At 68.7% G+C, this 15053-nt stretch carries 14 protein-coding genes; 1 reads left to right on the top strand and 13 read right to left on the bottom strand.

Annotated features, from left to right (window positions below; translation table 11 throughout):
• Positions 1 to 44 precede the first annotated feature (44 nt).
• The 10 genes from DL990_RS03950 to DL990_RS03905 all read right to left on the bottom strand — a co-directional run bounded on the left by DL990_RS03950 (position 45) and on the right by DL990_RS03905 (position 10609).
• Entirely contained in the window at positions 45 to 971 is a 927-nt protein-coding gene (locus DL990_RS03950) for a DUF4328 domain-containing protein (protein ID WP_125797960.1), read from the bottom strand.
• 44 nt (positions 972 to 1015) lie between these two features.
• The gene (locus DL990_RS03945; protein ID WP_125780430.1) at positions 1016 to 1366 is read right to left on the bottom strand and encodes a rhodanese-like domain-containing protein; all 351 of its coding nucleotides are present in this window, start codon (positions 1364 to 1366) and stop codon (positions 1016 to 1018) included.
• 47 nt (positions 1367 to 1413) lie between these two features.
• Positions 1414 to 3045, bottom strand: a complete 1632-nt coding sequence (locus DL990_RS03940) for a cation acetate symporter (protein WP_125797882.1) — start codon at positions 3043 to 3045, stop codon at positions 1414 to 1416.
• Complete coding sequence (locus DL990_RS03935; protein ID WP_125781794.1) at positions 3042 to 3386, bottom strand: DUF485 domain-containing protein; 345 nt, start codon at positions 3384 to 3386, stop codon at positions 3042 to 3044. The genes DL990_RS03940 and DL990_RS03935 overlap by 4 nt, the downstream gene beginning before the upstream one ends.
• Before the next feature lie 140 nt (positions 3387 to 3526).
• Entirely contained in the window at positions 3527 to 5326 is a 1800-nt protein-coding gene (locus DL990_RS03930; protein WP_125781792.1) for a cation acetate symporter, read from the bottom strand.
• A gap of 31 nt (positions 5327 to 5357) precedes the next feature.
• On the bottom strand, positions 5358 to 5876 hold the full coding sequence (locus tag DL990_RS03925; RefSeq protein WP_125797881.1) for a hypothetical protein: 519 nt from the start codon (positions 5874 to 5876) through the stop codon (positions 5358 to 5360).
• Positions 5873 to 6709 carry a LytTR family DNA-binding domain-containing protein gene (locus DL990_RS03920; protein WP_199746213.1) on the bottom strand — a complete coding sequence of 279 codons (837 nt, stop codon included), beginning with the start codon at positions 6707 to 6709 and terminating at the stop codon, positions 5873 to 5875. Before DL990_RS03920 ends, DL990_RS03925 begins: the two co-directional genes overlap by 4 nt.
• A 144-nt stretch (positions 6710 to 6853) precedes the next feature.
• Entirely contained in the window at positions 6854 to 8263 is a 1410-nt protein-coding gene (locus DL990_RS03915) for a carbohydrate-binding protein (RefSeq protein ID WP_125781787.1), read from the bottom strand.
• A 185-nt stretch (positions 8264 to 8448) separates the two neighbouring features.
• Positions 8449 to 9294, bottom strand: coding sequence for a S49 family peptidase (locus DL990_RS03910; RefSeq protein ID WP_125797880.1), 846 nt, complete (start codon positions 9292 to 9294; stop codon positions 8449 to 8451).
• Between the two features lie 19 nt (positions 9295 to 9313).
• On the bottom strand, positions 9314 to 10609 hold the full coding sequence (locus DL990_RS03905) for a histidine kinase (RefSeq protein ID WP_125781783.1): 1296 nt from the start codon (positions 10607 to 10609) through the stop codon (positions 9314 to 9316).
• A gap of 169 nt (positions 10610 to 10778) precedes the next feature.
• On the opposite strand from DL990_RS03905, the gene DL990_RS03900 reads away from it, so the two are divergent.
• Positions 10779 to 11894, top strand: a complete 1116-nt coding sequence (locus DL990_RS03900; RefSeq protein ID WP_125797879.1) for a serine hydrolase — start codon at positions 10779 to 10781, stop codon at positions 11892 to 11894.
• A gap of 47 nt (positions 11895 to 11941) precedes the next feature.
• Here the strand turns inward: DL990_RS03900 and DL990_RS03895 are convergent, their stop codons facing one another.
• From DL990_RS03895 to DL990_RS03885, 3 genes are all read right to left on the bottom strand, one after another.
• Positions 11942 to 12805 (bottom strand): Fpg/Nei family DNA glycosylase, encoded by an 864-nt coding sequence (locus tag DL990_RS03895; protein WP_125797878.1) that lies wholly within the window; start codon positions 12803 to 12805, stop codon positions 11942 to 11944.
• A gap of 32 nt (positions 12806 to 12837) precedes the next feature.
• Positions 12838 to 13278, bottom strand: coding sequence for a DUF983 domain-containing protein (locus DL990_RS03890; protein WP_125781777.1), 441 nt, complete (start codon positions 13276 to 13278; stop codon positions 12838 to 12840).
• 105 nt (positions 13279 to 13383) lie between these two features.
• Complete coding sequence (locus DL990_RS03885; protein ID WP_125797877.1) at positions 13384 to 14943, bottom strand: sigma-70 family RNA polymerase sigma factor; 1560 nt, start codon at positions 14941 to 14943, stop codon at positions 13384 to 13386.
• Positions 14944 to 15053: the final 110 nt, after the last annotated feature.

The following is a 15053-nucleotide window of genomic DNA, read 5'->3' as shown; positions in this document are numbered from 1 at the left end:
CGGAGTGCGTAGACCCGCATTCAACGTCAAGTGGAAAAGTTGCGTCAGCGCAGTGCCGAGGCCGGACGTTCGCGCCGGTCCGGGTCCGGGGCCCCATCCACCTTCAGCACGCGAAGCAGCCGAAGCCGCTTCTCCGCCACAGGCGCGAGCAGGCCGGACATGCGCTTCACGAGCAGCGCCGTCACCACCGCCAGCCCCGCCGCGGCCAGATCGGTCAGCGCGACCAGCACGACCTCGCCGGCCAGCGCCTGGACGCCGTCACGGAACCGCCAGACGATGACGAGCCCGAGCAGCAGCCAGTTGAGCATCCAGACGCCCCACCAGATCAGCACGAGCCGCGACGGCTTCGGCCGCGTTTCCCGTGTCCGGCGCAGGACGGCGTGTTCGAGTTCGGCGACGATCGGCAGCACCATGATCAGGTTCACCACCGGCACCAGCGCGAACACCAGCACCTGCCACTGCGGCCTCGGCGGCACCTCGCCGGAGGCGTCCGCGGCGGCGTGCCTCGCCACGAGCAGCCACCACACGGTGAGCCCCGACGGCAGCAGCGAAAGGATCGTCGTGAGCAGGCCGGTGGTGATCACGAAGCTGTCGGAGACCGAGACGACGGACGTCGACAGCGCGGAGTCGCGGCTCTGCACGAGCAGGACGTAGCGCCAGATCTCCGACGCCGAGGCGGCGACGGCGAGGGCGGCGAAGGTCCACAGCACGGGCAGGACGCTGCGCGTGATCACTCGCAGCCGCTCCCCCGCGGTGACTTCACCGGACGCCGTCCCGGGAACGGCGGTCGGGCGGCGCCAGACCAGGTTCGGGAAGCCCCACCGCGGCGGGACCGGGTACGACGGCGGGCCGGAGTAGCGTTCGGCCACGGGTTTGCGCCGCTGCGGCCAGGCGCCAGGGGGCGGCGAAGCGACCCAGCGGACGCGATGGTGCGCCGGCTGCCGCATCGGCGCCGGACGCACCGGCGGCAGTGGCGGCACCGGTGTTCTCGGCGGGTAGTGGCCTGGCTGCACGGTTACAGCACTTCGGGTTCGACGCCGGGATGCTCGCCGACCATCGGGCGCCCCTCCTGCTTCCAGGACCCCATCCCGCCGGCGACGTTCACCGCGTCCCAGCCGCTCGCGTTGAGCCACGCGGCGGCGCGGGCGGACCGGCCGCCGCTGCGGCAGATCACGTAGACCGGCTGGTCGTCGGGCAGCTCGTCGAGTTCGCCGACCCGCGCGGGCAGATCACCCATCGGGATGTGCTTGGCGCCCGGGGCGTGTCCGGCGGCCCACTCGTCGTCCTCGCGGACGTCGAGCAGCGCGACGCCGTCCTTCGGCAGGTCACGGACGGCGACGGTCGGGATGTCAGCAGGGCTCACCACGCTGCCATCCTCGCATCCCGTCCCGTTGCGCGCGCGTGAAGAGGCACTCAGTGCCGGACGGCCTTTTCGGCACCGGCGCCGGTGAGCGAGCGGACCTCCATCTCGGCGTACTTCTTCTGGTTGTGCTCCTTGGACAGCACGGTGCCGAGCCAGCCGAGGAAGAACGCCACGGGGATCGAGACGATGCCCGGGTTGTCCAGCGGGAACCAGTGGAAGTCGACGCCCTGGATCATCGAAGCGCTCTTCCCGGTTTTCGCATCGACGGGCTTACCCGAAACCGCCGGCGAGAAGACGATCAGGATGACGCACACGCTCAACCCGCCGTAGATGCTCCACACTGCGCCCTGGGTGTTGAATCGCTTCCAGAACAGCGAGTACAGGATCGTCGGCAGGTTCGCCGACGCCGCCACCGCGAACGCGAGCGCCACCAGGAACGCCACGTTCTGGTTCTTCGCGAGGATCCCGCCGACGATCGCGACCGCCCCGATCACCAGCGCGGTGATCCGCGCGACGCGGACTTCGCTGTCCGGGGCGGTCTTGCCCTTCTTGATCACGTTGGCGTAGACGTCGTGCGCGAACGACGCCGACGCCGTGATCGTCAGGCCCGCGACCACCGCCAGGATCGTCGCGAACGCCACCGCCGCGATGAACCCGAGCAGGATCGGGCCGCCCAGTTCGAGTGCCAGCAGCGGGGCCGCCGAGTTGGTCGTGCCCGGCGCCTTCGCGATCACGTCCGGTCCGACGAGCGCGCCCGCACCGTAGCCGAGCACCAGCGTGAACAGGTAGAAGATGCCGATCAGCGCGATCGCCCAGACCACCGAACGGCGCGCGTCCTTCGCCGTCGGCACCGTGTAGAAGCGCATGAGCACGTGCGGCAGGCCCGCGGTGCCGAGGACGAGCGCGATGCCCAGCGACAGGAAGTCGAGCTTCGTCGTGCCGGTCTTCCCGTACTGCTTGCCCGGGCCGAGCAGCGCTTCCCCGGTCTGGCCGCCCTTGTCGACGGCGGCCTGGAACAGGCTGGACAGGTTGAAGCCGTACTTCCCGAGCACCCACAACGTCATCGCGAACGTGCCCGCGATGAGCAGGACGGCCTTGATGATCTGGACCCAGGTGGTGCCCTTCATCCCGCCGATCAGCACGTACAGGATCATGATCACGCCGACGACGGCGATCACCAGGTCCTGGCCGAGGTTCCCTTCGATGCCGAGCAGCAGGTTCACCAGGCCGCCCGCCCCCGCCATCTGCGCGAGCAGGTAGAAGAACGAGACGGCGAGGGTGGAGATCGCGGCCGCGGCGCGGACCGGACGCTGTTTCATCCGGAACGCCAGCACGTCGCCCATGGTGAACTTGCCGGTGTTGCGCAGCAGTTCCGCGACCAGCAGCAACGCCACCAGCCAGGCGACGAGGAAACCGATCGAGTAGAGGAATCCGTCGTAGCCGTTGATCGCGATCGCACCGGCGATACCCAGGAACGACGCCGCGGAAAGATAGTCGCCCGAGATCGCGATCCCGTTCTGCGGTCCGGTGAACGCGCGCCCCGCGGCGTAGTAGTCGGAGGCGGTCTTCGTATTCCGGCTCGCCCGGAAAACGATCACGAGTGTGATCGCGACGAAGATCGCGAAAATGGTGATGTTAAGCGCCGGATTGCTTCCCTGTACGCCCGCTGCCAGCGTATTCACCGATCGGTCCCTTCGACCTCATGCCGGATCTTGTCGGCGAGCGGATCGAGCTTGCGGTTCGCGTAGCGGACGTACAACCCGGTGATCACGAAGGTGGACACGAACTGCAAGAGGCCGAAGACCAGGCCGACGTTGATGTTGCCGAAGAGCTTGGTGCTCATGAACCCGGTCGCGTAGTCGGCGAGGAGCACGTAGAGCAGATACCAGAGAAGGAACAGGGCCGATACCGGGAAAACGAATACCCGGAGCCGTCGTCGCAGCTCGGTGAATTCCGGGCTCGCCTGCACCTTTTCCCAGTCGGATTCCGGATCGGACCCGAGGCCTTGATCGGTATCGCTCACGTCGGACCTCCCACGTGCCGCAACCATTCGGTGATTTCGTTGTCACGGAAGATCATGCCCCTCATAGGGCGCGAGAGGGGCAATCCATTTGAGTGAACGGTACGACTCTGCGTAGAGGTTCGCGACTCGAAAGAGTGAATCTACTTCCGGTGACGGCCTTTACCGGTCTTCTGCGTCTTCGCTGTGTCCTCCCCGGCCTGGCCGAACCGGGCGACCGCGCGATCGCGCATGAAGCCGAGCGGATCGGGCGCGTGCAGCCGCAGCATCACGCCGTGGACGTCGTCCGGCCGCCCGTATCCGGTCGCGCGGCTCACCACATAGGTGGTCAGGAACGCCGCGGGCACGGTGATCAGCGCGGGCTGGTTCGAGAACCACGGCGCCCAGCCGCCGGTGTACTTGCTGACGATGTTGACCACCAGCGCGGTCAGCACCAGCCCGCCGCCGACGAGCATCCCGGCCAGCGCGCCGGGCCAGCTGAGCTTCCGCCACCAGACCCCGAGCAGCAGCAACGGACTGAACGTCGACGCGGCCAGCGCGAACGACATCCCGACCGAAAGCGACAGGTCCTCCGACGGCAGCAGCACCGCCAGCGCGAACGGGATCAGCGCCACGATCGCCGTCGCCACCCGGAAATCGCGGACGCGGCCGGGCAGGACGTCGGTGGACACGACCCCGGCCACGCTCACCAGCAGCCCGGACGAACTCGACAGGAACGCCGCGAACGCGCCGGCCGCGGTCACCGCGCCCAGGATCTGCCCCCAGAGTCCGGGGAGGACCGCGGACGGCAGCAGCAGGACGGCGGCGTCGGTCTTCCCGGTCACCAGCAGTTCCGGGACGTACATCCGGGACAGCGCGCCCAGCAGCGTCGGGAACAGGTAGAACAGCCCGAGCAGCAGCAGAACGTGCACTGTGGTGCGGCGCGCGGCCTTCCCGTCGGGGTTGGTGTAGAAGCGGACCAGGACGTGCGGCAGGCCCATGGTGCCGAGGAAGGTCGCGAGGATCAGCGAATAGACCTGCAGCAGATCGGTGAGACTGCCCGAACCCGGCCGCAGCCAGTCGCCGTTCGACGCGGGCGCGTCGCTGACCACCGGGACCGGCGTGCCCGCGGTGAACTTCAGCGTCGTGCCCTTCGCGACCTTGTGCCCGGCCTCCGGCGTCCATACCGCGAAACCGTTGGCGCGCGCGCCTTCCACCTGCCCGTACGCTTCGAGCACGGTCACCGAGGTGACCTTCAGCGTGACGTCGGCCTGCACCGAGACCGTGGTGTTCTCGAGGAACGTCGGCGGGGCGGGCTGCCCGAGCGGACGCGCGCTGCCCGGCGCGCCCGCGCCGAGGAACACGATGCACAGGATGAACGTCGGCACCGCGATGGCGAACAGTTTCAGCCAGTACTGGAAGGCCTGGACGACGGTGATGGCACGCATCCCGCCCGCGATCACGTTGAAGCCGACCACGCAGGTCACGAGGATCGCGCCCGCCCACGCGGGCACGGGCAGGATCGTCGCCAGCGTCAGCCCGGCACCCTGCAACTGCGGGACCATGTAAAGGATCCCGATGAACACCACGAACGCCGTCGAGACCCGGCGCAGCATCGTCGAACCCAGCCGCATCTCGACGAAGTCCGGCAGCGTGTAGGCGCCGGACCGCCGCAGCGGCGCGGCGACGAACAGCATCAGCGCGAGATAGCCCGCGGTGAACCCGATCGGGAACCACAGCGCGTCGGCGCCGTCCTTGAGCACGATGCCGGCGACACCCATGAACGACGCGGCGGACAGGTACTCGCCGGAGATCGCGGCGGCGTTGCGCCGGGACCGCACGGTGCGCCGCGCGACGAGGAAGTCGTGTGTGCTGACGGCCGACCTCGAGGAGCGATGCCCCAGGTAGAAGGTCAGGACCGCGACCAGCACGATGCCGGCTATGGCCCACGAATTCAGCTGCACGCCAAGGATCCTCGCATGTGCAGCTCCGCAATCAGTTTTCGATCATGTCGACGAAGTCGCGTTCATGTCGTTCGGCGAGCCGGTTGTACCAGAGGCCGATGCCGAACAGGAACGGGAACGGCGCCACCCCGAGGATCAGCCAGGGCAACGGAATGCCCACGACGACCACTCGCCCGAAGGACGGGATCAGGTAGAACAGCACCGGAAGTGAACACAGCGTGACCATTACCAGCAGCGCCAGCAGGGACGCCGTCCGCAGCTGGATCTTCACCAGATCCTTGATCAGGAGCTTGCCCCAGCTGGTCTGTTCTTCGAGTTCGACCCTGGCCCGCAGGGTGCTGGTTGCCTGTCGCGGATCGGCGAGGATCACCCGCTGCCGCTTGGGTTTCGCGTGATGTTCGGGTTTGGCCTGCTCGTGCTTCGGGCCGGAAGGCGCACCCGGCACGGGCTCGACGGCGGCGCCCTCCGGCACCGCCGGTTTCCTGCTCTTGCCCAGCGTCGGGTCCGGCTCGCGGACGCCGTTGACGCGGCGGTAGAAGTCGTCGGTCACGTCGACCGGTTGGCGCCGACCAGCCTGTCCTTGAGCGCGCGTGTGTGACGGCGGCTCACCGGCAGCACCTTCTCCTCGTTACCGATCACGACCTGGTAGCCGCCCTGGCCCATGCGCAGTTCGGTGATCAGCGGCAGGGAGACCAGGAACGACCGGTGGATCCGGACGAAACCCGCCTTCTCCCAGCGTTCCTCGAGCTGCGCGAGCGGGATGCGGACCAGGTGGCTGCCGTCGTTGGTGAACAACCGGGCGTAGTCACCCTGCGCCTCGACCCAGCGGACCGAAGACCGAGGGATCAGCTTCGTGGTGCCAGCGAGCTCGACCGGGATGACCTCGTCGTCGTTCTTGACCTGCCCCGGCCCGCCTTCCTGGCCGAACTTCGGCGCGGCGTTGGCGGCGAGTTTGTCGATCACGCGGGTGATCGCGCGGTCGAGACGATCCTGCTGGTACGGCTTCAGCACGTAGTCGAGCGCGCCGAGGTCGAAGGCGTTGACCGCCTCTTCGGCGTGCCCTGTCACGAACACCAGCGCGGGTGACGGGCGCAGCGCGGCGAACACGCGGGACATCTCCATCCCGGACAGCCCGGGCATGTCGATGTCGGCGAACACCGCGTCCACGATCGGCAGACCCCGCGACTTGCGGTCGGCCAGCCTCGGATCGTCCGCGGACAGCAGGCGCAGCGCCTCCGAAGCGTCGATCGCCGGATAGACCAAGGCGACGTGCGGGCTGTTCCGGAGACAGTGGACGAGTTCGTCTAGCCCTTTGGGCTCATCGTCCACCGCCAGGACAATGAGCTTCCGGGTGTCATCGTGAGCACTCACAGTGAGACGCATCCTGCCCATTGCCGCGTTCCTTGTCCAGCCCGCCGGACAAAAGTCGAACGAAAAGGACGGCACCGGCACCCCCGCGCCTGGGGTGGCCGGTGCCGTCATCTTTTCCGGTGACACGAACCGCCTCGCCGTGCCACACCTATCCCTTCACGGAGTGAAGGTGAACCAGTTGACGCTCACGAAGTCGGCGGGCTGGCCGCTGGTGAAGGTCAGGTAGACGTCGTGCTTCCCGGTGATCCCGCTGATGTTCGCGGGAACGGTCCGCCAGCTCTGCCAGCCGCCGGTGTTCGCGACGGCGAAGCTGCCGACAGGCGGGTTGGACCGGCTGTCGAGCCGGACTTCGACGAGGCCGCTCACCCCGCCCGCCGCCCCGGACGCGACGCGCGCCTGGAACTGTCTGCCCGTCTGCGTCCCGAAATCGATGCCCGGGTACAGCGCCCAGTCCCCGTTGCCCGCGGGGCCGATGTTCTGGCCACCACCGGAATCGGACGTGGCCTGTTTGGCGATCCCGGCCGCCTGGCCGTAGGACTCCGCCTGGATCGTGCCGTAAGCGCTGCCACCGCCGGGACTTCCCGTGGTCGTCGTCGGCGTGGTGGTCGTGGGTGTCGTGCCGCCGCCGCGGGTCAGGACGGTGACGTAGTCGACGAGCATCGGATGCCCCGGCACGATCCCCGGCCCCGGCGTGGTGGTGCCGGAGTTGTTGTTCGGGAACGCGCCGCCGATGGCGACGTTCAGCAGCACGAAGTAGCCCGCGTGGTTCGTCATGTTGGCCCACGTCGTGGCGTCGACCTGGTTCTGGCTGACGGAGTGGAACTGCTGGCCGTCCACCAGCCAGCGGAACACGTTGGGGCTGACGCCGGTGTCCCATTCGAAGGTGTAGGTGTGGAACGCGCTCTGGCAGCTCGCGCCGGGGCAAGTGCGGCTGCCGACGAGGCCGGTCGTCTCGTTGCACGGGCCGCCGGGGTTGACGCCGCAGTGCAGCACGCCCCAGACCGTGTTGATCCCGTTGACGTTCTCCATGATGTCGAACTCGCCGACGGCGGGCCAGTTCCAGTAGTTGCCGCGATACGGCGAGCCCAGCGCCCAGAACGCGGGCCAGTAGCCGAGCGCGGCGGCGCCGGTGACGTTCGGCATCTGGATGCGGCCTTCGATCCGCAGCGCGCCGCCCGCGGGCGGTTTGAAGTTCGTGCGCTGTGTCTCGATCCGCGCCGAGGTCCAGTTGCCCGCGCCGTCACGCTGCGGCGTGATCCGCAGGTTGCCGGAGCCGTCCTGGGCGAGGTTCGCGGGGTTCGCGGTGTAGTTCTGGATCTCGCCGGTGCCCCAATTGCCAGGGCCGCCGGGATAGCCGTGGCCGGTGTCGATGATCCAGTTCGCGCTCGACGGGAGCGAACCGGCGGCGCCGGTGAAGTCGTCGGTGAACACGGTGGTCCAGCCGGACGGCGGGGGCGGGACCGCGGCGGAAGCGGGCAAGGTCAGGGGGACCGTGATCAAAGCCGCGCCGGCTGTCGCGGCGAGCGCGATCTTCCAGCGGCTCGTTCGGGGAGAAGTAACGGACATCGGACCTCCTCGTCAACGCTGTCGAGGTTTGTTGCCGTTCACAACAAAGCGGTATGTCCGATATGAGACCTGGTCTGAACCACTTACGCCTACCACCGTTCGGGTGAATCGCTCCCTACCGCGGACGCAATGAAGGGGCCTTTCATCGCAAAATTTGCAATGAAAGGCCCCTTCATTGCACGTGGTCAGAGGCCGAAGCGGCTCCAGGCGGCCTTGGACTGCACAGCGTCCAGCAGCGCGCTCGCCGCGGCGGGAGCGCCGATACCGAGCCGCGCCAGCAGCGGCTTCTTCGGTTCGGCGATCGCGATCTCGGCGTCCGGGTACCGCTCGGTGATCACCTGGCGGAGGCTGCCGACGCCGTCGATGAGACCGAGTTCGACCGCGCGGGCGCCCAGCCAGACATCCCCGGTGAACAGGTCCTCGGAGCCGGACAGCCGGTCGCCACGGCGTTCGGTGACCCAGTCGACGAACAGTTCGTGGAGCTGGCCGTGCATCTTCTTCAGCCACTCGACGTCTTCCGGCTTCTCCGGGCTGAACGGGTCGAGCCGGGACTTGTTCGCGCCCGCGGTGTGCAGCCGCCGCTCGACGCCGAACCGTTCCAGCAGACCGGTGAACCCGAACCCGCCGCTGATCACGCCGATGGAGCCGACCATCGACGTCCGGTGCGCGTAGATCTCGTCGGCCGCGCAGGCCAGCCAGTACCCGCCGGACGCGGCGACGTCCTCGGCGAAGGCCAGCACAGGCACGTTCTTCTCGTCGGCGAGCTGACGGATCCGCTCGGCGACCAAGCCCGACTGCGTCGGCGCGCCACCCGGCGAGTTGATCTGCAGCGCGACGGCCTTCAACCGCTCGTGCCCGAACGCGCGCGTCAGCGCCGATTCGATGGCGGCGAGGTTGATCGCACCCCTGGCCAGCGGCGACGGGGTCGGCGTGATCACCCCGTGCAGCTTCACCACGGCGACGATGTCCTTGCGTTCACCCCGATCGCCGATCATGGGAAGACGGGAGGTCAGCTTGTCCGCAACGCTCATACAGCCAGGTTACCGACGTTCACGACGGCAGCACGCCGCTGCGCGAACCGCTCACCCCGCTGGACTCGTTCGGGCCGCCCTGGGGCGGGACAGTGGCGCTGTCGGCGGAGAAGTCCGGCAGATTCGGCCGCACCCCGGGCATGAACTTCGGCACCCGCAGGGTCACCTTCATGCCGGCGCCGGGCGCCGTCTCGACCATGAGCGCGTAGTCGCGGCCGAACACCTGCTGCATCCGCTGGTTGATGTTGCCGAGGCCGACGTGCGCACCCGTGCGGTGCTGGCTGCGGAGGTCCGCGAGCTTGGCGGGCTCCATGCCGATGCCGTCGTCCTCGACACTGATCAGCGCCTCGGCGCCGTAGTCCTCGGCGATCACGGTGACGCAGCCGCCGGACGGCTTCGACGCGAGACCGTGTTTGACGGCGTTCTCCACCAGTGGCTGGATGATCAGGAACGGGACGACCACCGAAAGCACCTCGGGCGCGATCTTCATCCGCACTTCGAGCCGTCCGCCGAAACGGGCGTTCTCGATGGTCAGGTACCGGTCGATGTTCCGCAGTTCCTCGGCGAGCGAGGTGAACATGCCCGACGTCCGAAACGAGTAGCGCGTGAAGTCCGCGAAGTCTTGAAGCAGCTCTCGCGCTTCCTCAGGATCCGTCCGGATCAGCGACGAGATGGTGTTGAGCGCGTTGTAGACGAAGTGCGGCGAGATCTGCGCGCGCAGCGCCTTGATCTCCGCCTGCTGGAGCTGGTTCTTCGATTCGTCGAGGCGGGCCAGCTCGAACTGGGTGCAGACGAACTGCGCGACCGCGTCGGCCATCTGCACCAGCCGCCCGCGGGTGCGCCCGACGACCAGCAACGCGGCCTCGGTCTCCCCCTCGACGATCAGCGGCACGATCACCGCGGTCCGCATCCGGCAGGTGCCGCGGTGGTTGCACGGCATCTTGTCGTGCGCGACGACCTCGCGGCGGTGCTTGCGGATCGCGTTGCCGATGGCGTCGACGAGGTCGACGTAGTGATCGTTGGCCTCGCCGTCCCAGGACAGCAGGGTGCCTTCGCTGTCGGTGATGCCGACGGCGACGCAGTCGAGCATCTCCAGCAGCTGGCTGGTGATCTTGTCGGCGACCTGCTCGTCGAGCCCCTCGCGGAGGTCCGGTGTCGCCTTCGACATCCGGTGGACGGCCTGCAGGACGGCGTTCTCCACGATGCTCGCGGGACGCCGCAGCTTGATCAGCAGGACGACGACGAGGATCCCGAGCAGCAGCGCCACGCCCCAAGGGATGATCTGCGCGATTTCGAGCCCGGACACGGCGTCCATGCTCTGCGCTCGACCAACCGGGTGCAAGGCCTGCTCCCCACTTTCCGTTGAGTTGTGACAACCGAGGGTGGGGCCGACCCTACCCAAGACCCGGGCGCGGGCCCCATGGTCACTCCCCGTGGCACGGGAAAGACTGTCCGCAGGCAATCGCTTCCGGGAGAGGAACACAATGCGCGGATCGGGGAAGGTCGCGGCGGGCGTGCTGGCGGGGGTACTGCTGGCGAGCGGGACAGCGGCCGCGGCCGGGGACCCGGTGCGCGCGGCCGTCGGCGATCTGGTCGGCGAAGGGGGTTTCCCGGGCGCGGTCGCCCAGGTCCGGAACGGTGAGGCGGTCTCGCGCTTCGGCGCCGGGTACGCGAACCCGGCCACACGCGAAGCCGCGGGGCCGCACCACCTGTTCCGGATCGCCAGCAACACCAAGTCGTTCGTCGCCGCGGTGGTGCTGCGACTGGCGAGCGAAGGCGTGCTGTCGCTCGACGATCCGGTGGAGCGACGACTGCCCGGTGTCGTACGGGGACCGGCCTACGAGCCCGAAAAGATCACGCTGCGCATGCTGCTGAACCACACGAGCGGCGTGCACGACCCGCTCGACCCGCACTTCTTCGACCCGTACCTCGTCCAGGGGAACCGGGCGCACATCATCACGCCGTCGGAGGTGATCCGGCGCTCCCTCGTCGATCGGCCCGCGTTCGCGCCGGGCGCGGACGTGAAGTACTCGAACACCGCATATCTGTTGCTGGGCAAGGTGATCGAGGCGGTCACCCACAACGACGTCCGTGAGGAGATCCAGCGGCGGATCCTCGATCCGCTCGGCCTCGGCCACACGTACTTCCCGCTGTGGTCGCCGTTCCTGCGTGGTCCGCATCTGCACGGGTACGACATGAGCGGCGAGGACATGACCGTGTTCAGCCCTTCGTACGACTGGACCGCGGGCGCGATGGTGTCGACTGTCGACGACCTCGCGACGTTCCACCGCGCGTTGCTGGCAGGACGGCTTTTGGAACCCGCCCAACAGGCCGAACTCAAGCGGCTCGTGCCGAACGGCGAAGGCGGCGCGTACGGCGCGGGCGTCGAGACGCTCGACCTGCCGTGCGACGGGGGCACGAAGACGGTTTGGGGCAACACCGGTGCCGGGCCGGGGTTCTTCAGCGTCTCGATGAGCACCGCGGACGGCTCGAAGCAGATCGTGCTGGCGCTGAACGTGTACGACCTCGCCGCCGAACTGAACGGCGGGCAGCGGGTGCCGAAGCCCCCGATGCCCGCGGTGATGGCCGCCCTCTGCTGACCTCGTGAGTGGCGATTCGGGTTAGAACCCGAATCGCCACTCACGAGTCACTTGAGCAGGCGCGACATCCGCCGGTCCGCGAGGGGCTTCCCGCCGGTCTGGCAGGTCGGGCAGTACTGGAAGGACTTGTCCGCGAACGAGATCTCGCGGATCGTGTCGCCGCAGACCGGACACGGCAGCCCGGTCCGCGCGTGCACCCGCAGCCCGGACCGCTTCTCCCCCTTGAGCCGGGCCGCGGACTGGCCGACCGAACGCGTCACCGCGCTGGTCAGCACTTGACGGATCGCCTCCGAGAGCCCGTCGAGCGCTCCTTCGGACAGCTTTCCGGTTGTGGCGTAAGGCGAAAGCTTCGCCATGTGCATGATCTCGTCGGAGTAGGCGTTGCCGATCCCGGCGATCAGCGACTGATCGGTCAGCGCCGTCTTCAGCCGTTCGGTGCGCCCGGCGAACAACTTCTCGAGCCCCGTGCGGTCCAGCGAAAGCGCGTCCGGCCCGAGCCGCGCGATGCCGGCGACCTCTTTCTCCGGGTCGCGCACGATCCAGACCGCCAACCCCTTCTTCGTCCCGGCCTCGGTGAGGTCGAATCCCGGCCCGGCGGCCGCGTCGAGGTGGACGCGCAGCGAGATCGGCCCCTTGCCGGGTTTGAGCGGCGTCGGCGACAACGCGTCGGACCAGCGCAGCCAGCCCGCTCGCGCCAGATGGACGACCAGATGGAGATCCCCGGCGACGAGATCCAGATGCTTGCCGAAGCGGCAGGCCCCGGTGACCTCCCGTCCGTGCAGCTCCGTCCACGGCGGTGTCGCCGTCTTCAGCACACTGAGGGACGACACGTCGACGCGGAAGACCGTCTTGCCCACCGCGTGTTCACGCAGGTGGTGAGCGAGCGCTTCGACCTCGGGTAACTCGGGCATGGCCCCAGTCTCGCGCGTTCAGGCCGCCGCGACTACTCCACCGGGTGCAGCGGGCCGTCGAAGTCCGGCAGCGAATGCTTCTGGATCGTCTTGCTGATCTTCGAAACCTCGCCGCGCACGGTGAACATGCCGCGGATGGTGCCCACCCAGCGCTCGGACGGCCTGTCACCCGCGAGATCGCCCTCGGTCTCGGCGACCACGGTCCACGGGCGGCGCAGGATCCACCGCAGTGGGAAGAACAACGCGACCAGCAGGAGCGCCAGCGGAACCCAGGACGGGATTCTCACGTCGGCGGGTGTCCACATGATGAGCACGATCGCGAGCAGCGCCGTCACGACGACCATCGCGATACCCGGGCCGTAGCTGCCCGCCACATCGTGCTCGAAATCGTCCGCTGTCGCGGGAGCACGCCATTCCATCTGGGCTCGGACCACCCAGTCACGGCCGTCCTCGCCGTGCACCAGCCGGTTCATTCAGTCGCCTCCCGCGCGGCCGCTCGCTCGTCGTGAGCGAGCTCCACCGTACCGTGACGGCGGCCGGATTCGCGAGAGTTCGAAGGCGATAGCCCCGCTCGGGCGTTATGGGCAGGTCGGGTAGTCGACGCCCGGTTCCGGATAGTGGGAAGTCGGTTTCACCGGGCTCTGCTCGTCTTCCGACGGCGTCTCGGTCGCGCTGTCGGGGGTGCCGGTCGTCGGCGAAGAGGACCCTTCCGGGTCGGTCGTCGACTCCGGCGTGTTCGACTCCGAAGGCTGTGACGGCTCGGTCGTCGAGTCCCGCGGCGTCGTCGTCGTGGTCGGGCTCAGCGACTCCTCGGTCGGATTCGATTCACCCGGCGGGAGGTCGTCCCGCTTCGAAGTGGTCTGGTTCGAGCCGGTTCCCGGGCCCTCGTTCAGCGGCGTGGTCTCCTCCTGCGACGGAGTCTGCCCGGCCGGAGGCCGTACGACGTCACCGCCGCCGAGCTCCTTCCGCGACGTGCCGACGCCGGGCAGGCTCGGCATGTCGGCCACGCCGAGTTCGGCGTTCCGGCCGTTCGGGCCCAACCCGGTCTTGACCGGCTGGGCACCCTTGCCGTGCATCTGGTCCTGGGCGATCCGCTGCGGCGGGAGCTCCACCGGCTGACCCTGCGCGGGCGGCGCGACCTGTGCGGGCAGCAGCGCCAGCTCGGGCGAGCCGCCTCCGGACAGGCCGACGGTGTGCGTCACGTCCGTGCCGAGAATGGCCGGACCGGCGACGATCCCGACCGCGCCCGCGGCGGCCGTCGACGCCACCGCCAGGCCGACCTTCACCTTCGACCCGAGCAGTAGTCCCTTGACCGATGCGGCGAGCCCGGACAACGCCCCGCTCGCGTGGGCCCCCGCGGCCGCCGGCACCAGCAGGGCCACCACGCCGGCGTGCGCCCGCAGCGACGAACAGACGTCACGCAGCTCGTCGTGTGTCGCCCGGCAGGACTGGCACCCGATCAGGTGGGCCTTGATCCGGCGGGCCTCGGCCCCGGTGACGCTGCCCGCGGTGAACCCGCCCAGCTTCTCCACCACCGACCGGCACGAATCGGGCCCGCGGCTCACCGACAGATGCGCCTGCAGGTACGCGGCCCGCAACCCCTGCCGCGCTCGCCTGGCCAACGCCGCCGTCGCGTTCGCGCTCAACCCGAAATGCGGCGCGACCATGGCAGGCTGCTCGCCCTCGACCTCGGTCTGCCACAGCACCGAACGCCACCGCTCGGGCAAACTCGTGAAAGCCGTCGTGATCAGCGAATGCTCGGCCGTACGGGCGTTCGTGTCCGCCCCCGCCCCGGCCCGGAAACTCAGTTCGTCGTCGCTCACCGGCACGTCACGACGCGCGCCGTGCCATTCCCACGACACCCGGCGAGCCACCGTCAGCAGATAGGCCCGCACGTAGTCCCGCGGCCCGGCACCCCGGCGCAACGCCTGAAGCACCCGGAAGAAGGTCTCGGCCGTGATGTCCTCCGCCTCCGACCGATCGGAGGCAAGACTGCGGGCCAGCCGCCGCACCGCGGCGGCATGACGTTCGAAAAGCTCCCCGAAGGCGGCGTCCTCCCCATCACGGAGACGCTGGAGCAATGCCTGCTCGTCGGATTCCGAGGCCGCCTGAAGCGGCACCGTGCCCTGCTCGGTCATCCGGCCAGGCACCTCCTCCCCGAAGGACTCACCATTCGGTCGAATGGGGACACCATACGGAGGTATGCAGCCGTCGTCACCCCTTGTACGCCAGGTGTGACGCCGAAGCA

It is taken from the genome of Amycolatopsis sp. WAC 01416, from assembly GCF_003947485.1.
In the GTDB taxonomy this organism is placed as follows: Bacteria; Actinomycetota; Actinomycetes; order Mycobacteriales; family Pseudonocardiaceae; genus Amycolatopsis.
This window is presented reverse-complemented; position numbering and strand designations above follow the sequence as displayed.